The 20884-nt window shown below is 59.4% G+C and carries 18 protein-coding genes; 2 read left to right on the forward strand and 16 right to left on the reverse strand.

What is annotated here, in order from left to right; all coding sequences use genetic code 11:
- Window positions 1-31: 31 nt before the first annotated feature.
- The 16 genes from FEM01_RS05890 to FEM01_RS05965 form a co-directional block, all read right to left on the reverse strand.
- Complete coding sequence (locus tag FEM01_RS05890) at window positions 32-862, reverse strand: cache domain-containing protein (RefSeq protein WP_138218360.1); 831 nt, start codon at window positions 860-862, stop codon at window positions 32-34.
- A gap of 230 nt (window positions 863-1092) precedes the next feature.
- Window positions 1093-2076 (reverse strand): formylglycine-generating enzyme family protein, encoded by a 984-nt coding sequence (locus tag FEM01_RS05895; RefSeq protein WP_138218361.1) that lies wholly within the window; start codon window positions 2074-2076, stop codon window positions 1093-1095.
- The gene (locus FEM01_RS05900) at window positions 2073-3656 is read right to left on the reverse strand and encodes an arylsulfatase (protein ID WP_431188558.1); all 1584 of its coding nucleotides are present in this window, start codon (window positions 3654-3656) and stop codon (window positions 2073-2075) included. Before FEM01_RS05900 ends, FEM01_RS05895 begins: the two co-directional genes overlap by 4 nt.
- 67 nt (window positions 3657-3723) lie before the next feature.
- A complete protein-coding gene (locus FEM01_RS05905) occupies window positions 3724-4509 on the reverse strand; it encodes a cyclase family protein (protein WP_138218363.1) in 786 nt (261 codons plus the stop codon).
- A complete protein-coding gene (locus FEM01_RS05910) occupies window positions 4506-5498 on the reverse strand; it encodes an NAD-dependent epimerase/dehydratase family protein (RefSeq protein WP_138218364.1) in 993 nt (330 codons plus the stop codon). Before FEM01_RS05910 ends, FEM01_RS05905 begins: the two co-directional genes overlap by 4 nt.
- Window positions 5489-6481, reverse strand: coding sequence for a fumarylacetoacetate hydrolase family protein (locus tag FEM01_RS05915; RefSeq protein WP_138218365.1), 993 nt, complete (start codon window positions 6479-6481; stop codon window positions 5489-5491). The genes FEM01_RS05910 and FEM01_RS05915 overlap by 10 nt, the downstream gene beginning before the upstream one ends.
- Window positions 6478-7050: a cupin domain-containing protein gene (locus FEM01_RS05920; protein WP_138218366.1), complete on the reverse strand. Its 573-nt coding sequence runs from the start codon at window positions 7048-7050 to the stop codon at window positions 6478-6480. Before FEM01_RS05920 ends, FEM01_RS05915 begins: the two co-directional genes overlap by 4 nt.
- Before the next feature lie 24 nt (window positions 7051-7074).
- On the reverse strand, window positions 7075-7665 hold the full coding sequence (locus FEM01_RS05925) for a malonic semialdehyde reductase (RefSeq protein ID WP_138218367.1): 591 nt from the start codon (window positions 7663-7665) through the stop codon (window positions 7075-7077).
- A gap of 17 nt (window positions 7666-7682) precedes the next feature.
- Complete coding sequence (locus FEM01_RS05930; RefSeq protein ID WP_138218368.1) at window positions 7683-8879, reverse strand: MFS transporter; 1197 nt, start codon at window positions 8877-8879, stop codon at window positions 7683-7685.
- A gap of 129 nt (window positions 8880-9008) precedes the next feature.
- Window positions 9009-11459: an efflux RND transporter permease subunit gene (locus FEM01_RS05935; RefSeq protein WP_138218369.1), complete on the reverse strand. Its 2451-nt coding sequence runs from the start codon at window positions 11457-11459 to the stop codon at window positions 9009-9011.
- A 4-nt stretch (window positions 11460-11463) separates the two neighbouring features.
- A complete protein-coding gene (locus tag FEM01_RS05940; protein ID WP_138218370.1) occupies window positions 11464-12561 on the reverse strand; it encodes a YCF48-related protein in 1098 nt (365 codons plus the stop codon).
- A gap of 56 nt (window positions 12562-12617) precedes the next feature.
- A complete protein-coding gene (locus FEM01_RS05945; RefSeq protein ID WP_138218371.1) occupies window positions 12618-13982 on the reverse strand; it encodes a DUF1329 domain-containing protein in 1365 nt (454 codons plus the stop codon).
- An 11-nt stretch (window positions 13983-13993) separates the two neighbouring features.
- Window positions 13994-15676: a DUF1302 domain-containing protein gene (locus FEM01_RS05950; protein WP_138218372.1), complete on the reverse strand. Its 1683-nt coding sequence runs from the start codon at window positions 15674-15676 to the stop codon at window positions 13994-13996.
- A gap of 138 nt (window positions 15677-15814) precedes the next feature.
- A complete protein-coding gene (locus FEM01_RS05955) occupies window positions 15815-16939 on the reverse strand; it encodes an FAD-dependent oxidoreductase (protein ID WP_138218373.1) in 1125 nt (374 codons plus the stop codon).
- A gap of 141 nt (window positions 16940-17080) precedes the next feature.
- Window positions 17081-17461 (reverse strand): Rieske (2Fe-2S) protein, encoded by a 381-nt coding sequence (locus FEM01_RS05960; protein ID WP_138218374.1) that lies wholly within the window; start codon window positions 17459-17461, stop codon window positions 17081-17083.
- Window positions 17425-18366, reverse strand: a complete 942-nt coding sequence (locus FEM01_RS05965; RefSeq protein WP_138218375.1) for a VOC family protein — start codon at window positions 18364-18366, stop codon at window positions 17425-17427. The genes FEM01_RS05960 and FEM01_RS05965 overlap by 37 nt, the downstream gene beginning before the upstream one ends.
- Window positions 18367-18646: 280 nt before the next feature.
- Here FEM01_RS05965 and FEM01_RS05970 point away from each other — a divergent pair, with 280 nt between their 5' ends.
- Window positions 18647-19594, forward strand: coding sequence for a LysR family transcriptional regulator (locus tag FEM01_RS05970; RefSeq protein WP_138218376.1), 948 nt, complete (start codon window positions 18647-18649; stop codon window positions 19592-19594).
- Between the two features lie 91 nt (window positions 19595-19685).
- Window positions 19686-20843, forward strand: a complete 1158-nt coding sequence (locus tag FEM01_RS05975; protein WP_138218377.1) for an alpha/beta hydrolase family protein — start codon at window positions 19686-19688, stop codon at window positions 20841-20843.
- Window positions 20844-20884 lie beyond the last annotated feature (41 nt).

Genomic DNA, 20884 nt, shown 5'->3' on the forward strand with positions numbered 1-20884 from the left:
TTGCCACGCTTAGATCCACAGCGGGTTTCGCTTATTCGGCCCTCAGGTAATACCCCGTCGCCACGAGCAGATGGCCAGTTTTGCGCAGCAGCGCATATTTGTCTTCAACCTTGCCCGTCACGGGGTTACGCCAGCGGTAACCGTACCCCCCTTCAGACCGGCTCTTCATCATTTCAAGGATGGGCGCGCCGACTGGTTTGCCGTCTGGATCCTTGACCGTTGCGAACTCGACGCCCAGCAGCCGACGGTTGTAGCCGTGGGCCAGGTAACGACCATTGCGCAGGTCGATGATGAACAGGTACAGGTCGTCCTCATTGAAACGCGCAGACAGGCTATTGATGGCCCGCAGGCTGGCTTCGGGCTCACGCTCAATGGCTTCTACCGCTCGGTTCAGAAACGCCTTGGCTTGATCTGCTGTTGCGCGCGGCAGGTACATTCCAACGGCGAGTACGCGATCACCGACTCGTTCGAAGAACACCCGCTTGCGTTCGACCCTGCCGTCCTGCGCATTCATCCAGCGGTATTCTGCAGACAACACTTGCCCTTCCGCACCAGATAGCGCCTGGCGAAATCCGTCGCGCACCTCGGGCTCAAATGCCTCGGTTACATCCCGACCAATCCAGGTCGCCGACGTACCGCCGCTTGCCAACAGGGTGCCGGTGGTGTCGACGACGAACACATAATGCTCGTCGTCGATGAACTCTCCCTGGCGGCTGAATGCTGCAAAGGCGACATCGCCCTGAACGCGGTAGTATTCCACCGCGCGCTGGAGCAGTTGCCGGGCGCGCTGCTGTTCATCGGCGCTCGCAAAACCGTGACTCAGCAACAACAAGGCACTACAAAAGAATGTCATCAAACGCATTTCCAACTCCTATGTACGCTCAGACGTACGGCCCATGCCCATAGAAACCCAATCGGCTCCACGCAGCATCAGTTAGCGCACAGTCCAGTGGCCGCGATTCATATCAGATAGATTTGTTCGTCCAGATCCCATACCGTGGCTCACGCCAATAGTGGATCTGGAACTAAAACTGCCGCTGTTAGCTTGGTTATCGACGAGCACACATTGTTTTCACTCCACGGCGGTTATCCCTAGGGAACGATAGGGCGAATGGTGCGAAAACCTACATGCGAGGTCGCTAAATCAGCTTCCTGGCGTTCCCGTGCCGCCGTGCGATAGCGTGCACAGTAGTTGTCCGCGCACAGATAAGAACCACCTTTGATGATCCGGGAAGCTGATCGACCTGTGATTGCCCGCAACTGGCCGGGATCGCCATTGGCATGACTCATCAAAGGCCCCCACTGCGTATCGGTGGTCCACTCCCAAACGTTGCCAATCATGTCGAACAGACCAAAGGCGTTAGGGGCAAAACAACCGACCGGGGCCAAGCCGGTGTAACCGTCTTCACCCATGTCCATCAGCGGAAATATGCCCTGCCAATAGTTGGCAGCCGGCTTACCATGGGCATCTAACGGTAGCTCGCCCAACCGTTGCGAGGCGGAACCTGCACGCGCGGCGTACTCCCATTCAGCCTCACTGGGCAACTGATTGCCGCGCCAGTTTGCATAGGCCTGGGCGTCCGCCAAAGTCACCAAGGTGACAGGCCGCCCATCAAGGGCGGCAGGGGGAGCATCAGGGCCATCGGGATGGCGCCAGTCAGCCCCTTTGACCAGCTTCCACCAGTTAAGTGGGGTGGTATCTTGGGCCCCCTCCTGTGACGGCCTGAACACGGCGCCTACGCCCGCGCGTTCGGCCTCGGTGACGTAGCCGGTGGCGGCCACGAAGGCACCGAACTGGGCGCGTGTCACCTCGCTGCGATCAATCCAGAAGTTTCCTACATCCACCGCTCCCAAGGGACGTTCATCCGGGTATCCCGCTTCGTTGCCGGGCGTGAAACGCCCCCCACTAACACGGACCATGCCGGCCAGTGGATCGCTTCCCCAGCCGTTGGGCAAGCCGTCATAAGCCTCGCAGGCGGTACGACTACCCAACGTCGGCACGGGACGTGGCCATAAGGCGGCCACCGCCCATAAAACGCCCGCCAGGATAAAACTGCTGACCAACCAGCGCTTCATGGCTTGGCGGCTTGCGGTGGCGTGACCACGCCAACCTGGCGTGCATAGGCCTGCCAGGCCTGTTTGAGACGCTCCGTGGTCTGCGGCTGACTATCCGACAGATCGTGCTGCTCGCCACGATCACGCGCGAGATCGAACAGTTGCCAACGTAGAGGCTGCGGAGCTTCCCCCGGCTTCGCCCACGGGACCAGACCCAGCAACTTCATGTTACCTTCGCGGTAGTAGCGGCTACCGAACAGTTCGCCCGCCATGACCCCTTCATCACGGGCTTTGCCCTGTAGCATCGGAAGCATCGAGCGGCCCGTGATGGGATGCTTGGCCTGGCCTCGATAGGTATCGCCTGGATCCGGCAACGCCGCCAGAGCGAGGAAGGTCGGCGCCAGGTCATCAACGCGTGCCACGCTGCGCTCCAAACCTTGACGCCGCAGGCTGACGGGAAGCTGAACGATGGCCGGAACGCTGATGCCGCCCTCGGCGGTAGTGCCCTTGAAAAGGCGCAACGGTGCAGCGCTGACCTCGGCCCAACGTAGTCCATAGTCGATCTGCGAACCGCGTCGTCCCAGGTTTTTCAGGCTATTGTCGGTATCTGGAGCGGCCGGATAGAACAGCTCGTGGCGCTCCCCGGCTGCGCCGTTGTCAGACATGAACACGATTAAGGTATTGTCCAGCTGTCCGCTCTTACGCAAGTAGTCGAGCAACCGTCCGATGTTGTGATCAAGGTTGTCCACCATGGCAGCGTAGATCTCCATCTTGCGTGCCTCGACCTGCCGCTGCTGCGTATCCAACTGTTGCCAGCCAGGTAACAGCGGGGTCACTGGCAGTGGCTCCGCCGCTTGGAAATCAGGAGGCAACAAGCCCTTTTCTTTCATCCGCTCAATACGCGCCAGCCGTACTTCGTCGTAGCCGCCGTCATAGCGACCGCGGTATTTGTCGAGGTAGGCGTCAGGCGCCTGCAGGGGCCAATGGGGTGAGGTATAGGCGGCATACGCAAAGAACGGTTTGGCGCTGCCCTCTCCGGTCTTGAGATAGTCGATTAGCTTGTCGGTATAGAAATCGGTGGAATAGAAACTCTCCGGCAACTCCACCGGCTGGCCGTTCTCGCGGTAGGTAATTTGCTCGATCTTCGCTGTGGATCCAGGTGTGGGTTTGAAGTGCACGCCACCGCCCTCTAGCAGCGTGAACGACTGTTCGAAGCCACGGCGATCTGGCCCTTGTTCGGGTGCCAGGCCCAGGTGCCATTTGCCTACCATGCTGGTTCGATAACCACCATCGCGCAGCAGCTCGGCGATGGAGTGCGCTTGTTGGCTGAGGTAGCCCTCGTAACCCGGCTTGCCTCGCTGGAACGGCTGGATAGCCTCGGCCATCGTGCCCAGACCTGCCAAATGGTTGTCCGTGCCGGACATCAGCATGGCTCGGGTCGGCGAGCAGGTCGGCGCCGCGTACATGCTGGTCAGTTGCAGGCCATCGGCGGCCAACCGATCCAGATTGGGCGTTTTGATCTCACCACCAAATGCCCCCAGATCGGAATAACCAAGATCGTCTGCGACGATCAGCAAAATATTGGGACGTTCGGCGGCCACGACGCTGGCACTTGCCAGGCAAATCGCGACGGTAAGCAAGGCACAAAGGCGCACAGTAAACTCCTTTTTATTCTTCGAAGATCGCCACGGCGCGCACAAAGCCCGCCGAGGCATGCCTGATCTTGTAGGGGAAACACGAAACCTGGAAACCGTTGGCCGGCAACAGCTGCAAGTTGGCGAGTTTTTCCATCTGCCCGTAGCCGATATCTCGCCCAGCCTTGTGCCCCTCCCAGATCAGCGAGGCATCACCGGTTTCTTCGAAACGCTGACGCGTGTATTTAAACGGGGCGTCCCAGCTCCAGGCATCGGTCCCGACCACACGCACCCCGCGTTCCAGCAGATACAGGGTGGCCTCGCGGCCCATGCCAACACCAGCGTCCAAGTAGCCCGGCTGACCAAATAGGCTGCCAGCACGCGTGTTGACCAGCACGATGTCCAACGGTTGAAGATCATGCCCGATGCGCGCCAGCTCCGCCTCCACTTGGGCTGCGCTCACCACATGACCATCAGGAAGATGGCGGAAATCCAGTTTGACACCTGGCTGCAAGCACCACTCCAGCGGCAGCTCATCGATACCGAATGCGGGCTGGCCGCCATCTGTGGTCGACGCGTAATGCCAAGGCGCATCCATGTGCGTGCCGCTATGAGTGGTAATGTTCAGGCGCTCTGCGGCCCAGGACTCATCGCCCGGCATTTGCTCCTTGCGCAAGCCAGGGAACATCGCAGCCATCTCTGGCCAGCCCTGCTGGTGATCCATGTAGTCGATCTTGGGCAGCAAGGGCGGCGGGTCAGTGTAGGGGTTGTTGTCGAGTGTGACTGACAGATCAACCAGGCGACGCGTCTTCTGGCTCATGATGAAGCTCCTGCAAGAGTAGGAACGAAACGACGCGCTCGCGGCGTCGCAGGTAGATGGAGGGCATTGCGCAGCAGAGCGGCCACGGAGCCGTCGTGGTGGAACCCCATAGCCTTGGCCTGGGGTGTACGCAGCGGCGGATAACAGCCAAACAGGGCCTCCAACTCTGGCTCCGGAGCGAAGCTGAGCAGAGCGCGTTGCTGCTCGCCGAAGCAGGTCGACAGCGCATCGAGCACTTGCTCGATCGACAGCTGTAGCACTGGCAACTGGACGACCCGACTGGCCAGTTCGCCTTGCAGCTCAGCGGCGTGCATCAAGTTGTCCACACAGCAACGAACCGACATCCACCAGGCCGTGGCCTGCGCTGACACTGGACACACGTAGGGCTCTCCCGCCGCAAAGGCCTGCAGCAGGTCGCTCATGAAGGCGGACTTGAGCCCACGTGACTGGCGCGGACGGGCCACGATACCGGGCAAGCGCAGCGCGATCCCATCTACCTCGCCACGCCGAGCCAGGTCGACAAGCTGGGTTTCTACGATGAGTTTGTGACTGGCGTAGGACAACTGCGGCAAGCAGGCTGACGCCTCATCCATACGCAACGCGAGATCGCTGCCGTACACCGCGATGCTGCTGGCGTAAACCATGCGTGGCGGACGGGCCGCATTACGCAACTGATGCAGCAATTCCAGGCTGGCTTTCAGGTTCACTTCATAACCCAGCTCGTAATTTGCCTCGGCGGCGCCGCCCGGCACACTGACCAGGTGAAACACGACATCGATACCGTCGGCAAGCGCGCGACGCATCAAGGCGGCATCGGTCACGCTGCCGCAGTAGCGGCGGATGCGCTTTTCTTCGGGAAAGCCATCCAGAGATCGATCCAGCAGCAGCACAGCCTCCACAGGCTGGCCACGCAGCACGCCATCGGCCAGCAGACGCATTACCAGCTCGCGCCCGACGAACCCGTTAGCACCGGTGATCATCACTCGCATAGGGTTGCCTCTTGCACCACGCACTGGTCCAAGGCGCCGAACAGCGGGCTGCCGTCTGCACAGCGCGCCTCCATGCGGATGCGATCTCCGAAGCGCATGAAACCCGTGCGGGGCGCACCGTGCTCAATCATCTCGATGGCCCGACGCTCGGAAATGCAGGCCGAGCCGACGCTACGGTCACGGTTAGAGACCGTTCCGGAACCGATCAGCGTGCCGGCACTCAGGCGGCGAGTGAGCGCTGCATGGGCAATCAACTGATCAAAGCCGAAGTGCATGGCACCGCCGTGCGGATGCCCAAACCACTCACCGTTCCACTCGACCTGCAACGGCAGGTGCACGCGCGCATCGCACCAGCTCGCACCCAGTTCGTCGGGAGTCACCGCCACGGGAGCAAAGCTTGACGACGACTTGGCCTGGACGAAGCCAAAGCCGGTGCGCATCTCACGCGGCGCCAGTGCGCGCAGACTGACGTCATTAACCTGCACTAACAGCCTGATGTGCTGGCGTGCCTGTTCAGCCGTGCAACCCATCGGTACCGCGTCGACCAGTACGGCGAACTCACCCTCAAAGTCGATACCGTGGGCCTCGCTGGGTAGTGGGATGTCCTGACGCGGGCCGAGGAAGTCGTCGCCAGCCCCCTGATACATCAGCGGCGTGTGCTCTACCCCCTCGATAGGATCGAGGTTGAACGCGCGTTGCATCAGCTCGCTATGGCTGAGAAAGCACGATCCATCCAGCCATTGCCAGGCGCGTGGCAGCGGTGCCATCACTTGGCCTGGATCGAAATCGAATGCGTCCTGCGCTTCGCCGCGATTGAGCGCGTCATAGCGACGTCGCAACCCATGCTCGACGTTCTGCCAATGCTCGATGGCAGCCTGTAGCGTGGGCACCAGATCGGCAGCACTCACAGCACGCGCCAGGTCGCGGGAGACCAACAGCAAGCGGCCATCACGACTGCCGTCGTTCAACGTTGCCAATTTCATTCAACCAACTCCTTTAATTCATCGGCATAGCGGCCATCGAGCAGAATGAAGACCATGCGCGCCATCTGTTCGGTACGGTTACTCCACGCATGGTTGGTGCCGCGCTGTACCACGATGTCACCGCGCTTGAGGTGGACATCCTCACCATCGAGCACCAGCCAGACCTCGCCTTCGGTGACAATGCCGTAGTCCAAGGTCTCGGTGCGGTGCATGAGCTTATGCTTCGAATCGGGCTTGCCGGTGCCGGCCTGCGCTTGACCAATCTCGGCGAACGCAGCGGCAGCGTCCTCGGCGCTAACCTCGTTCTGCAGGCTGTCCGGCGGGATGTCGACCACCCGGATGACACTGCCTGAGGCTGCCGGACTGAGTTGCAGAGGTTTACCAGTGGGATCGTCCGAGTTGTCTATAAGGGCTGGGCTGTTGGGGCTGTTCCATACCTCGTGAAACACCGTGCCGGGCACGGCCTTGAGCGGAAATTTATTCGGTGTTTCACCGGCTATGGCGACTACCGCGCGGCCTTTGCCGTCATGGCCCGTAACGATGCGTCGGAATGCAGGAAGTGTTTGCATGCGAAGACTCCTAAGACCGTGGACTTACAGCACCTGACAAGCTTGCTCGAAGGACAATCGCGGCCCGCCCGGATGCAGGCTCGCTGTATCGCCATACCCCAGACTGCAAAGGAAATTGCTGCGCCAGCGTCCGTCCGGGAAGAAGGTGGCGTCTACCTGGCCTGCATCGAAGCCGGACATCGGTCCGCAATCCAGGCCCAGCGCCCGGGCGGCAAGCATCAGGTAGGCGCCCTGCAAGCTGCTGTTTCGAAGCCCCGCTACAAAGGTCGCCTGGGGGTCGTCACGAAAAACCGCAGCGGCGTCATAAATCGGAAACAGCTCGGGAAGGTGCTCGAAGAAACGACTGTCCCAGGCGACGATGACCGTCACAGGTGCTTGCAGCATTTTCTCGCCGTTGTGCCCCTTGAGCGCCGGCAACAGCTTGTGCTTGGCCTCGAGGCTGGACAGAAAAACAAAACGCGCAGGGCAACAGTTATTGCTGGTCGGCCCCTGTCGCAGAACTTGATAGAGCTGATGTAGCAGTTCGGTAGGCACCGGGCGATCTTGCCACCGGTTATGCGAGCGAGCCGTCAAAAACAGTTGGTCGAGCATCGCGGAATTCAGCAGATGTTTCATGGACAACCTCGAACGGATCAAGCAAGCGCGGGGGCCGGTTCGGCCAAGGCGCGGAATACGCGGTGCAAAACCAGGCAAACCAGCGCCAGCACGAGCTGCGCGATGGCGATCCAGGAAAGCACCGTCGGCAAGGCGGTAAGCTGGCCGCCTGTGAAGGCAATCACCACCAAGGGGCTGATGAACTCACCGGCGAACAGCGCCGCAGTAAAGCCACCAGCCGCGCGACCACGCTGGGCAAAGCTGACCTTGCTCATCACCCAGGTGATCAGGGTCGGCAGCATCAGACCAACCCCCAGACCATTGATAAGCACGGCGACGATTACCCACCCATGACTATCCGCTTTCGCCATCAGCATGCCGCCTAGCCCGGCAGTGGCGAATGCCAGCAGCATCACGTTCTGCCGACGCAGGCTTGTCAGCAGCCGGAAAAGCAGAGCACCGATCAGAACCCCAAGCTGGTTCGCGCCCATGGTCATGCCAATCTGCTGGGGCGAGTCCACTTGCAGGAGGGTGAGCAAATAGCCCGCCTGCACCGGCACGATGAACAGGCTGACACCGGCCAAGATGGTCAACGCGTAGAGCGGCAACAGCGCATTCCATGGAAACTTCGCTGGCGCGACCTGTTGTGAGTTTGCCTCCGAGGGACGTGGTTCCCAGAGGCACCGCGCCATAATCGGCAATAGCAACAACCCGGCGGCATAGAGCGTGAACGGTACGCGCCAATCGTTCTGCCCCAAGGTCCCGCCCAGGGCGATGAACACCGCTGCCGAAAGCGAGGTGGCAACCATCTGTAACGCGAACAGCCGTTCACGTCGCGAACCCTGGTAGTAATCGCCCATCAGCGCGGTACAGCAGGTCATGATGCCGGCCTCCGCCAAGCCAAGTCCGGCCCGGCTGGCGACGATCGCCGGCAACGACTCCAGCCACAAAGGCAACAGCCCGCAAAGCGTGTACAGCATGAGCGAACCGAGCAGCAGAGGTTTTCGCCCTAAACGGTCAGCAATCACCCCGGCAAAAGGGGCCAGCAATGCGATCACTAGCGCTGGAATGGTCAACGCGATAGGCGTCAGAATCGCTACGCTCGGCGTGTCCGCAAAATGCGCCTGCATACGCGGCAAGATCGGCGCGATCAATACCGCCCCCAGCACAGGCAGACAGCTACCGAACAGCAGCAGCGCGGATTGTGCGAGCCCCGCCTGGCGATCAGCGCGCATGACTCACCTCATCCGGCAGGAGGCCCGAGAACGCGGCGCCATAGACGATGAGCCCCTCGTGGAGGCCATTGAGCAGCAAGGTCAGTCGTTTCATTGGCGGTGCCTATTGTTGTTTTAGAAGGTAAGGGTTCAGCCGTGGGCAATGCGCGGCGCAGGCTCGACCGGCTCTGTCGGTAGGGCGTATGCCTGATGCTCGGGCGCAAGCTCGACCACCGGGGTATTGCGCCTGCCGACAGGTAGAAGGAAATAGGCCAGGGCCGGGAGCAACAGCAGCGCACCGACCATGTTCCAGACGAACATGAATGCCAGAAGAATGCCCATGTCGGCCTGAAACTTGATGGGAGAGAACGCCCAGGTACCCACACCGATAGCCAGGGTGACGCCGGTCAGCATGACCACCTTGCCGGTGGAGAGCAGCGCACGGTAATAGGCCTGCGAAAGGCTAGTCCCCTCGCGCAAATGACCGAGCATGATGCTCATGACATACAGCGCGTAGTCCACACCAATGCCCACGCCCAGGGCGATGACCGGCAGCGTCGCGACCTTCACCCCAATGCCCAGCCAGACCATCAGCGCCTCGCAAAGAATCGAGGTGAGCATCAGCGGAATCACAGCGCACAGTGTTGCGCGCCAGGAACGGAAGGTGATCAGGCACAGCAGAATCACCGCACCGTAGACCCAGAACAGCATCTCGCGATTGGCCTGTTTCACGACAATATTGGTGGCTGCCTCGATACCCGCGTTGCCAGCGGCGAGCATGAACTGCACTTCTTCAGTGTTGTTGGCAGCAGCAAAGGCTTCGACATGATCGACCAGGCGAGTCAGCGTCTCGGCCTTGTGGTCGGTGAGGTAGACATACAGGGTCAGCAGGTTGCACGACTCGTTGTAGAGCCCCCGAGGCGCGCTGGCGGTAATCATGTTCAGCGTCGCCTGGTTGTTTTGCAGCTCGTACCACTTCGGACTGCCTTCGGACAGCCCGACCAGCATGCGACGGTTGAGCAACGCCAGTGAATTGGTCGAATCCACGCCTTGCAGGCTGCGCAACTGCCAATCCAGCTGATCGACCTTGCGCAAGATGTCGTAGCGTGCGCAGGCACCCGCCGGTGTATGGATCATCACCGCGAACAAGTCGCTACTGGCGCCGTAGTGACGGGTGAGAAAAGCATCGTCCTGGTTGTAGCGCGAATCGGCACGCAGTTCCGGGGCGCCTGGATCGAGGTCCCCAACGCTCAGGTGCAGGCTGACGATGAAACCCAGCACCGCCAACGCAAGGCTCACTGCCACACACATACCAGCCCAAGGACGACGGGTGAACAGATCGAGGAAGCGCCAGAAGGGATGCCGTGCCTGACCGCACTGCTCGGCTCGCTCGCTCTTGAGGCTGAGTTGGGCAGCCTTCGCACTCACCCCCACATAGGAAAGCAGCACGGGCAACAGGATAAGGTTGGTGAAGATCAGCACCGCTACGCCCAAGCTGGCGATGATGGCCAAATCCTGAATCACCTGGATCTTGATGATCATCAGCACCGCGAAGCCCACGGCATCGCACAGTAGCGCGGTAAGACCGGCCAGGAACAGACGTCGGAATGTGAAACGGGCGGCCACCAAACGATGCATGCCACGACCGATATCCTGCATGATTCCGTTCATTTTCTGCGCGCCGTGGCTCATTCCAATCGCGAACACTAGGAACGGCACCAGCACCGAGTACGGATCCAGCTCATACCCCAACAACGGCAGCAGGCCAAGCTGCCAGACCACCGCTACCAGCGAGCAGATGACCACCAGCAAGGTGCTACGCACGCAGCGGGTGTAGCTGTAGAGCACCACCGTTGTAATCAGAATCGCGGCAGCGAAGAACAGCAGAATCTGCTCCAGCCCGGCAATCAAGTCGCCGATTTTTTTGGCAAAGCCAGTCACGTGAATGGCAATACGGTCGCTCTGGAAGCGGTTGCGCAGTTCCTCGACCTCAGCGGACAGTTGCGCATAATTGAGCGGCTGACCATCGGCACTGGTCGCCAGCAGTGGTACGTAGATGATGCTGGAGCGTTGATCGAACGATACCAACTGGCCGATCTCGTTGGACAATTGCACGTTGCGTCGCAGCTCCGCCAGCGAGGCAGGGCTGCCGTCGTACTGGTCAGGAATCACCGGGCCTCCATCAAGGCCCTCTTCGGTCACCGATACCCAACGTGTGGCGGGAGTCCACAACGACTTCATGAACGCGCGGTCAACGCCCGGCAGCAGGTAGATCTGATCGCTCAGTGCCTGCAGGGTCTTCATGTAGTCGGCGTCGTAGATATCACCCTTTTGATTAGCCACAGCAATACGCAGCGCGTTGCCTAGGCCGGACAACTCTTTCTGGTTCTCCAGGTAGTTGACAATGTAGGGGTGCCCCGTGGGAATCATTTTCTCGAAGCTGGCGTTGAGTTCGAGGCGGGTCGATTGCCAGCCAAGCAGCAGCGTGCTCACCAGGCAAACCAACAGCACCCAATGACGGTGATTGAACAAGGCTCGCTCGATCAACGAACCGGAGCCCGGATCGAAGGTTTGCTGGCAGGCAGACGTATTGAAAGTCATGAAATCACTCCGAAACCTTCGCAGCAGATGTAGACAACTGAGACAGACCGGTGAAGCCAGCAGCGACCAGACTACCGTCGGCGGCCTGGGTCAGTCCGGCAAGAGGCCGCCCTTGTGCTGGTATCAGTTGCTGCAAGCGGTGGCCGGCAGCCTCGAGGACGAACACGGCGCCGGCTTGGTTGGCCAGCAGCACACGGCCATCGGTAAGGCGTGTGCCATCGCTGAAGGACACCGGCATGGTCACCGCCAGTGGTTCGATTAGCTTGCCAGCGCTGCGGATGAGGAAAGCATTGCCTTTCAGACCGCCCAGCAACAGCGAACCGTCTTGTCGCGGTACCAGCGTAAAAAACGTGCCCTCATAGGGGCTTGGTAGTTGCTCAAAGTGCTGACCATCATCGCTGGAGTGGGCGAGGAAGCCCTGCTCACCGGCCAGGTACCAGTCAAGGCCTTGTTGAGCCACCGCATACAGATGCAGGCCTGTCGGATTGTCGATCTGGCCAGCCACCGACTGCCAAGACCTTCCACCATCGACTGTACGCAGCGCCATACCGTAGGCGCCGACAACAAGGCCGTGTTGTTGATCGGTAAAGTGCAGGTTGAGGAACGGCTTGTCCGCCCCCTCATCCATCAACCGCTGCGCCATATCGACACGCGCCTGAGCCGCGTCGACATCCGCCGCGACGCCCAGCGCCTGCTGGGCCGCAACCAATTCCAGCTCAGCGGCCCGCTGCCCTTCGAGCTGCACCCGCCAGTTTTCACCAGCATCCTCACTAAACAACACCACACCGCAGTGGCCTACTGCCCAGCCATGTCGTGCGTCAACGAACTGCACTGCCGTCAAACCCACCGAAACCGGCACGCGGGCCTGACGCCAGGTCAGGCCATTGTCATCGGACAGCAGGATCAACCCACGCTCGCCGACGGTAACCAGTCGATCCTCTGCACGCACGACACTGCTGAAAACGGCATGCGCTGCATTCGATATCTGCATCGCAGGGCTTTGCAACACGTCAGCTACAGCCAATGGCTGTGCATGGGTGGCTAACGAAAAGGGCAAGGTAAGGGTCAAAAGAAGGCCACTTGTCCATCTCGATCTGCTCATCATTCACCTCGAACTACATCGAACAGGGAGGGCTTATGGGCCCTCCCGATCAGGCTCTAGCGCACGCCTCGGCCAGCCATCGCTGCTGGCGAAAACTCGGAGGACTTATAGCGATCGACGATTGCGTACTGCTGCGCTTTGCCCGCATAGAGGTTCTGGATGAACCAGGTGTTGGAGGTCAGGTCGTAGAAGCCAGACGACAGTTGGGCCACTGCGGGGATGTCCGGCATGACCGCTGGTAGCGACCAGAGACTCTTGGACAGTCGGCCGTTAGCATCCCAGCGATCACCCAGAATGGCTTGCCAAGTGTCTTCGTCGAGGTAGTAACGCCCTTTCGGCAATTGATGGCGCTTGCCAGGGGCAAGGTCAGCTTCGACGACCCATACGCGGTGCAGCTCCCAGCGCACGTAGTCCGGGTTCATATGGTGCTTGCCCAATACATCTTCTGGGTTGTTTGCCGTTTGCACTTTGTTAGTGTTGTAGGGGATGTACATTTCCTGCTTGCCGACCAACTTCCAATTGAAGCGGTCCATGCGTCCTTGGAACACATTCAACTCATCGAAGGACATGACGCCGGCGGTAGCCGGAGTCGGCGTGTCGCAGCAGGCGTTGGGCAGCTTACGCACACGTCTCTGCCCCGCCAGATAGACGTGCGCCTGACTCTTGTCGCCGTTCAGGTTAGTGCGCCCCATGATTTGCTCGCCCGCACGCAGAGCTGGACCCACGTTGGTCAAGCGGAACAACCAATAATCGCCATCGAACGTGTCCGCCGAACCCTCTTGATAGTAGTAGGGCATCTCTTGGATGGCCTTGCCGTCCGTGGTCATGACAGGTGTACCCTCGGCAGTTACCAGGTAATGCCGGAAATCCATGGCCAGCGGCGTACCACGCCAGTTCAGGAGGTGGTTCCACATCGCCTCGCTGCCATTTTTCGGTACCGGGAACGGAATACCGCCATAGGCACCCTCTGGGATAAGGCCCGCACTGCTCTCGACCAGCTTGGCGTTACGCGCATTCTTCGCGGTGTTGTCGTACACCCACTGCGGTGCAGCGGCAGTGCGGTGCGTCGGGTAGATATCCAGACGATAGGTGTCTGGGTAGCGCTTGAGCATCTCCTTGGTGCCGTCGCTAATCTTGCCTTCGTACTGGGCCATGTTCTTCGCGGTAATGCTGAACAGCGGCTTTTCCGAGGCAAATGGATCGCTACGTTTGCCACCGGGTTTGAAGGAGGGATCGACCGTGGTCATGCCGCCTGTCCAGGCTGGGATACTGCCATTGGCATTGCCGGATGCTTCAGCGCCAAACGGGGTCAGGCTTTTGCCAAGATCGTCGGCGCTAGCAGCGATCACTGGCTGCAAGCTCAGGGCCATCGCTCCTGCGAGCGTCAGGCAAAACGTCTTGAGTGCAAACTGAATAGCCATGTGCGCGATCCTCAGAATGTGGTTTTCACGGAGAAGGCCAAGAAATCGCGATCTTTCAACGACTGCTTGTAATTGAACTGGGTGGCCGCGTTCAGATTGGTATCCTCGGGGCCGTAGTAGTGTGTGTAAGTCAGCCCGAGGGTGACGCGGTCGAGGTAGGTGGCACTCACGCCAATGTTGAAGTCCCCGCCTTTGTCTGGGCCGAAAGAGCCGACTACAGCGGACTTACCCATTGGGAAGTAGCTGACACCAATTGGCACACTCAGATCGATGCCAGGCATGACCTGGCGATACGTAGGGGTGTACACCAGCTTCATGCCAACCGCGTCGTCAGTCGCATTGGGGTCCAGCGCACTGCGATTCCGGGTAACCTTGAGCAGGCGGTTCCAGGCGACCTCGGCGACCAGTCCAGACTCTTGGGCAATAAAATTCGGCCCGAACGACGCGATCATATTGAGGTTGACATGGGCGGTTCGGCCGACCGCGTAAAGGGCGTCATCGTTATTGTCCGCGTCCACGCCAGGAAGGACCGTCTGGCCATTGGAAACGAGTGGCATGTTCCAGCGCATGGAGGCTTCACCCGCGAAGCTGTACTCACCCACCGTGGTGATGAAGCTGGCTCCCAGCGCCCGGATATCTTCCGGGTAGACCCAGTAATACTCGCCGATCTTTCCGGTACTGAACTCAGGGGTGGCACTGGGTTTCAGGTAGAGCTTGGGCGACTTGTCGTGATATTGGATGGCATACACGCCGTATTCGACCGTATCGTCAGTGATGCGTAACTGCACCCCTCCCTGCCCGGAGCTTCTGGCCTTCTTGTCTTTACCGTGGAAAAACGCTGCTGGGCTGTTCGGATTACCACCGAGGAATGCTGGAAACGGATCACCCACGATCAAACGTTCATTGCCCTCGCCGATCGTGTCACTCACGGAGAAGTAGCTACCCGCTCCTGGTAAGCGTGTCTCTTCCCACTCGAACTGATAGAAGGCGCCGAGCGAAAGATCATCTGTAAGTTGATAGGTCGTGGAGATTTGACTGACTGGACGCGTGATCTCCTTAAACTGGGTATTGGGTACCGAAACCGCCTTGACCACATCGACAGGCGCCATGCCGCCAGCAATGCCGTTAGCGCCAAAGAACATACTCTCGCCCCACACCAAGCCATGGCGACCCAAGCGCACCGACAGGGCTCTGTCGGCAAGCTCGCCGTTCCAATATGCGAAAGCGTCGAGTAGTTCGGAGTCCCCGCCATGCAGGTGGCGTGTATCGGCGGTGAACTCGTCATAGGCGACCGAGCGGGCGTTGGCGCGGGTGGGATTATTGTTGTCGTTGTCTTTCTGGTACTCGGTGTCATACCAACCGGCGGCACTGACACGGGCACCGAAGTCGCGCAAACCAATGTCCAGTTCGCTGAGGATATCCAGGCGGTTGGAGATCAGGCCTTTACCGAAAGCACGATCACCATCATCCTGATTGCGTGCGACCGTCCCCTCGGAAAGCTTGCTGCTGCGGTCCTGCATACGCCAGGCGGCGCTGTACTTTACGGTGTTATCCCAACGCAGACTTAAATCGGGGTTTCCAGTATCAATCTGGAATGCAAGCGCCTGGTTAGTACAGGCCAATAGTGCTGCGGTAAGCGTCAGACGTTCGGTAGCCAGCTTTCTCCAAGATGCAACGAGCTCTCGATTTGCCATCGATATATGCCTCTTTTTTGTTCTTATGAGCGTTTTTTGCTTCTTTTACACATCGCTGCAAGGTCACGCGGATCGTGTAAAGCGCCTGTGCAAGGTCACGCCGGCGGCAGATCGGCGAGTACGGCCGCCTTCACGGCGTCAAATCGGTCGAGCGGTGACCTCCAGCATTTCCTTGACCAGACCGATACGGTCGAAGTCGCGATCACGCGCCATCTCCCTCTCACCAGCCAGTAGCGATTTCTCGCCGATGTATTTACAGCGCTCGAAGCGACGGGTCATGAAGCGCGCCAACTGCTGACTCAGATCCCCTTCGGCAGTCAGTTCCTCGCTAAGCACCAGGGCATCTTCGATCGCCATGCCGGCACCTTGGCCCAGATGGGGAGTAGTGGCATGCGCGGCGTCACCGATGATCAGGACGCGACCGCGATACCAGGGTTCGTTGACGAAGACAGCTTCGAGCGGCTTGTAGACCACCTGCTCATTGTCAGTAATCTGCTCACGCAACTCGGCGATCAGTCCACCCATGCCTTGCAGGCGCTGGCGCATTTCGGCTGCCAGGGAGTCGTTGGGCATCCACGGATTACCTGGCTCATGGGAGGTGGTGAACATGTACATCAGCTCGTCGGACAGCGGCACCAGACCGGCGTTACCTGCAGGCCCCTGATAGTTGGCCAGATGATTGATCTGCGGCAGACGCGGGAAGTTGTAGCGCCATACCGACTGACCCGTGAACCGCGGCATGTACTTGTTGCCGAACAGCATCTCGCGCACCTTGGAGTAGAGGCCGTCCGCCCCAACTACGAGGTCGTAGCGAACACTGGTGCCATCGGTCAGTACGACATCAACGCCGTCTTCATCCTGCTCCAGGGATTGCACAGTGGTGCCAAGGCTCACCTTGGCACCGAGCTCGATGGTCGTCTCGCTCAGTACCTTGTGCAGGGCACGTCGAGAAATACCGACATTGGCGGGGTACTGCGGACCGGCCAGGCGCTGACCGGGGATACGCACCAACGGCTGCCCGTCGGTGGTATAGATGGCGACATCTTCGAAGGCATAGGCCGCATCGAGATAAGCATCGAGCAGGCCCAAGCGCGACATCTCACGCACCACATTGCTCTGCTGAATGATACCGACGCCATAAACGGTCCACTCGGATTTAAGCTCGACCAAGTCGACGCTAATACCCTTGCGGCGCAGCGCGATGGCTGCGCAAAGACCACCAATTCCACCACCGACGACCAGAACACTCTTAACTGAATTCATGGCACTTCTCGCTTCTTGTTCTTATTTGAAATGGCCGCTGGCCGTGGTGCTGTGCACCTTGTCCACCAGCTTCTGGCCAAATCAGGAATTTGACTAATCGCATGTTCGGATTCGATGTATCGTTGATCGCGATACCTCAACTCACTGCAATGCCAGCTCATCGACCGCCAGCCACCCCTCCTGCTCCCTCCAAGGTACGGCCACCAACCGCTCCCCCAAACAGGGTCCGAACACGCAAAGACCCGTGTCAGGTACGAATTGGGCGCCATGCGCATAGCAGATGATTCGAGAACCATCGGCAGACAGGAAGCGGTCCTTGCGGTAGTGCAGAGGAACATCCAGATGCGGGCAGCTGTTGCGATACAGGTACAGGGCCCCCGCGTAACGCAGGGCAAAAAGACTATCCTTGCCACGCTGCAAGGGGTCGAACCCACGCGACTGCCCCTCTACCAGCTCATCGAGCCGGCAAAGCGCGACAAACACGCTCAACCCTGCTTGGGCGGCGGACCGCCAGGGGCCCATTTCTCGCGGGAGGAGAACAGGAATAGCTGTGAGTTATCCGCGGACATCGGCGCTTGACGGGCCACCCACTCATCATCATGAGTGTCCATGTCTGCGTCGTATTCGATGTGACACCCCAGCGGGCTGTTGAAGTACCAGAACCAGTTGGAGCCGAAGAGATGACGACCCGGCCCCCAGAAACTGGTCCAGCCTTTTTGCTCGAACCGCCGGCCAGCCAGTAGCACCTCGGTGCCACTGCCCATGTGGAAGGTGAAATGTTCGCAACCGCGCATGTGCGGTGGCGTCTGGATCATGAATAGGCAGTGGTGATCGTCCATTGCGCCGGTGCGCATGAACGGACCGACCCCGACGAAGGTATCGGTGGTGACGAAGCCCAGACGATCTCGGTAGAACGCCTCGCCTTTCGCGGCATCAGGCACGAAATACACGACATGCGACAGCGTACGTGGCAGTGCAGGCATATCCGGCGTGATGCCTGGCTTGTTGGCCGGGCGCTGGGGAGCAGAACCGGGCGCATTGGTCAGGTCAGCCTCAGCCTCGAAGGCTCGACGGCAGGTGACCTGAAACGCCAGGGCGAAGCCTAAGTCGTCGACACTACGCAAGACACCCCGGTCATCACGCAGCACAGCACGGTCACGCCCGAGTTCGTCGGCAATCGCGTCAAGGTCGGCCGACGACTCGACGCCATAGATGGTTTCGCGAAGGGAAGGTGCCGGCCCCAAGGCAGGTGGCAGGGTCGGATCGTCATGCCGACGAATGATGATGGCTGTGCCATCGAGCGCTTCAAAGCGGCCTCCTCCTTCGTTCAGCTCGACAGCGGCCAGGCCGTAATCCCGCAGACAGTCGGCACATGCCTGAATGTCATCGACGCCAAATACCAGCGCGTCAAGGCCAATGATGTTCATGACTACCACTCCATTGAAATTGTTCTTCCGGCGCGTTGGCAGGACACCGGTGAGGGGAGCCGGGCAGCACGCTAGAGCCACGACTTGCCACTCAAGATGGAGGAAGCCGGCAAGCTGGACCAATCGTGTGTAGGGATGAGACGTATCGGCAAACGCAATACATGGCGCAAGGCACATTTGTCGGCGCCATGGCTCGATAAGGGGTAACAAAGGGTTGACTAAACGATAGTTGGCGGCAAATGTATCTCAAAAATAAATACAACAAGTCGGACACCTGAACATGCGCTTCAACCATCTCGACCTGAACCTGCTGGTCGCATTGGACGTACTGCTGGAAGAGCAGAACATCACCCGCGCGGCCGAACGCCTACACATGACTCAGTCCGCCACCAGCGGTGTCCTGGGTCGCTTGCGGACATTCTTCGAGGACGAATTACTGGTGCAAGTCGGCCGCAAGATGCAGCCTACCCCCTATGCCCTGGAACTCGCCAAACCGGTGCGCGAAGTACTCTTGACCATTCGTTCGTCCATCACCACGAAACAGGTGTTCGATCCGGTCTCAAGTAAACGGCACTTCAAGTTGATGGCGTCCGACTATCTGATCACTGTGCTGTTCTCACAGGTCATTCAGAAAATTCACGAACAGGCGCCCCACATCACATTCGACATGATCGCGCCCAACGATGGCGACTTGCTGGTACGTGGTGAAATCGATCTGATGATCGTCCCAGAACGCTATGTAATCGAAGGACACCCCTCGCATCTGCTGTTTGAGGAAGAGCATGTCTGCGTCGTCTGGGCGGGCAATACATTGGTGGGTGAGCAGTTGTCGCTTGAGCAATACATGGAGTTGGGGCACATCTCGGTAGGCTTCGGTCGTAACCGCAGCTCAAGTATCGAAGAATGGTTCATGAACCAGTACGGTTTCAATCGCCGCCTGGAAGTGATCACTCACGACTTCAATACAGTTCCGCAGTTGGTGGTCGGCACCCAGCGTATCGCCACCATGCATCGTAGGCTGGCACATCTCTATGCTAAATACCTGCCACTCCGTATTTTACCCACGCCCGTGAAAATTCCGGCCATGCGTGAATTCATGCTCTGGCACCGCAGCACGGACGGGGATCCCATGCACCGATGGCTACGTGAACGCATTCACGAATTCATCAAGACGGTCGATCTCTCGGTTCCAGGCATCGCAGAACGCGATACCTCGCATCCGAAGTAACGATTAGCCTACTCAGCGAATGGGTCCTTAAGGTGACTCGGCACTACGCCTGCGAGGTGGGCGTGTCAGACGACCTTAAAGGACAATAAGAATGTTCCGTTACTTCCCTACCAATTACGTCTGGGATCTTTCCGTTAACCTGGCTATCGAGATGGGCGCGCGCATCGGCGAAATCGAAGAGATGTGCAAGCCGCTGGCCGAAGCTGCCAAGCACCCAGATGCCACCGGTACTGCGGCCTTCCGCGATACCTGGGCCAAAATGGCCGACAAACTCTGCAGTATGGCCGAGGAAGATGAAACCGCTGGGCGCCTGTTCTCAGCGGGTGAGAAATACAACCGAGCCTCGACGTACTACCTGACCTGCGAGCGCCTTCAAGCTCATGGAGCGCCTGGTCGCGAAGCGCTTTATCAGCGTGTTTTACAAACCTTCGCGCGCAGCATCGAGTTGTCCAAGGAAAACTGCGAGCGGGTAGAGATACCCTACGAGGGAACTCATCTTTCCGGCCTGTTGGTACGCGCCGAAGGTGTCACTGGGCCGGCTCCGCTGCTGGTGCAAGTCAACGGACTGGACTCAACAAAGGAAATGAAATATCGCGTCGGCCTGCCAGCCTGGTTGGCCAAACGTGGCGTGTCTTCGTTGATCATAGATCAGCCGGGTACCGGGGAAGCACTGCGCCTGCACCACCTAACCGCGCGATACGACAGCGAACATTGGGCTAGCCGCGTGGTGGACTGGCTGGAAACGCGCAGCGACGTCGATGCCAAACGTATCGGCATGGAGGGTGTGTCACTCGGCGGATACTACTGTCCGCGCGCTGTCGCTTTCGAACCCCGTTTCGCCTGTGGCGTGGTCTGGGGTGCCAACCACGACTGGCGCGATGTACAAAAGCGCCGTCTAGAAAAGGAAGGCAGCTTCCCCGTACCGCACTACTGGGCTCACGTACAGTGGGTATGGGGCGCCAAGGACATGGAGGAGTTCATGCGCATTGCCGAGAACGTGCACTTGGACGGCGTGCTGGATCGCATCAAGGTTCCATTCCTGGTTACCCATGGCTCGAAGGATTCGCAGATTCCAGTGAAGTGGGCCGAACGCACCTATGAGCAACTGGTCAACAGCCCGAAGCGAGAGCTGAAGATTTTCGACGAGCGTACCGGGGGAGTACAGCACTCAAGCTTCGACAACAGCATCAACGCTGGACATTTCATAGCCGACTGGGTCGCTGAAACCCTCGGCGGTCACCTCGCCTGACCCGGTTTTTTCGCAGGCACCTCCTGGCGTCATCATGGGGT

The sequence above is a fragment of the Pseudomonas mosselii genome (assembly GCF_005796105.1).
GTDB lineage: Bacteria > Pseudomonadota > Gammaproteobacteria > Pseudomonadales > Pseudomonadaceae > Aquipseudomonas > Aquipseudomonas mosselii_C.

Coding starts and splice junctions, on each gene's coding strand:
- FEM01_RS05965 (WP_138218375.1), bottom strand. CDS start 18,366: ATGAACATCATTGGCCTTGACGCGCTGGTATTTGGCGTCGATGACATT.
- FEM01_RS05935 (WP_138218369.1), bottom strand. CDS start 11,459: ATGACTTTCAATACGTCTGCCTGCCAGCAAACCTTCGATCCGGGCTCC.
- FEM01_RS05890 (WP_138218360.1), bottom strand. CDS start 862: ATGCGTTTGATGACATTCTTTTGTAGTGCCTTGTTGTTGCTGAGTCAC.
- FEM01_RS05895 (WP_138218361.1), bottom strand. CDS start 2,076: ATGAAGCGCTGGTTGGTCAGCAGTTTTATCCTGGCGGGCGTTTTATGG.
- FEM01_RS05915 (WP_138218365.1), bottom strand. CDS start 6,481: ATGAAATTGGCAACGTTGAACGACGGCAGTCGTGATGGCCGCTTGCTG.
- FEM01_RS05970 (WP_138218376.1), top strand. CDS start 18,647: ATGCGCTTCAACCATCTCGACCTGAACCTGCTGGTCGCATTGGACGTA.
- FEM01_RS05955 (WP_138218373.1), bottom strand. CDS start 16,939: ATGAATTCAGTTAAGAGTGTTCTGGTCGTCGGTGGTGGAATTGGTGGT.
- FEM01_RS05925 (WP_138218367.1), bottom strand. CDS start 7,665: ATGAAACATCTGCTGAATTCCGCGATGCTCGACCAACTGTTTTTGACG.
- FEM01_RS05960 (WP_138218374.1), bottom strand. CDS start 17,461: ATGGGCCCCTGGCGGTCCGCCGCCCAAGCAGGGTTGAGCGTGTTTGTC.
- FEM01_RS05950 (WP_138218372.1), bottom strand. CDS start 15,676: ATGGCAAATCGAGAGCTCGTTGCATCTTGGAGAAAGCTGGCTACCGAA.
- FEM01_RS05930 (WP_138218368.1), bottom strand. CDS start 8,879: ATGCGCGCTGATCGCCAGGCGGGGCTCGCACAATCCGCGCTGCTGCTG.
- FEM01_RS05940 (WP_138218370.1), bottom strand. CDS start 12,561: ATGAGCAGATCGAGATGGACAAGTGGCCTTCTTTTGACCCTTACCTTG.
- FEM01_RS05910 (WP_138218364.1), bottom strand. CDS start 5,498: ATGCGAGTGATGATCACCGGTGCTAACGGGTTCGTCGGGCGCGAGCTG.
- FEM01_RS05945 (WP_138218371.1), bottom strand. CDS start 13,982: ATGGCTATTCAGTTTGCACTCAAGACGTTTTGCCTGACGCTCGCAGGA.
- FEM01_RS05975 (WP_138218377.1), top strand. CDS start 19,686: ATGTTCCGTTACTTCCCTACCAATTACGTCTGGGATCTTTCCGTTAAC.
- FEM01_RS05920 (WP_138218366.1), bottom strand. CDS start 7,050: ATGCAAACACTTCCTGCATTCCGACGCATCGTTACGGGCCATGACGGC.
- FEM01_RS05905 (WP_138218363.1), bottom strand. CDS start 4,509: ATGAGCCAGAAGACGCGTCGCCTGGTTGATCTGTCAGTCACACTCGAC.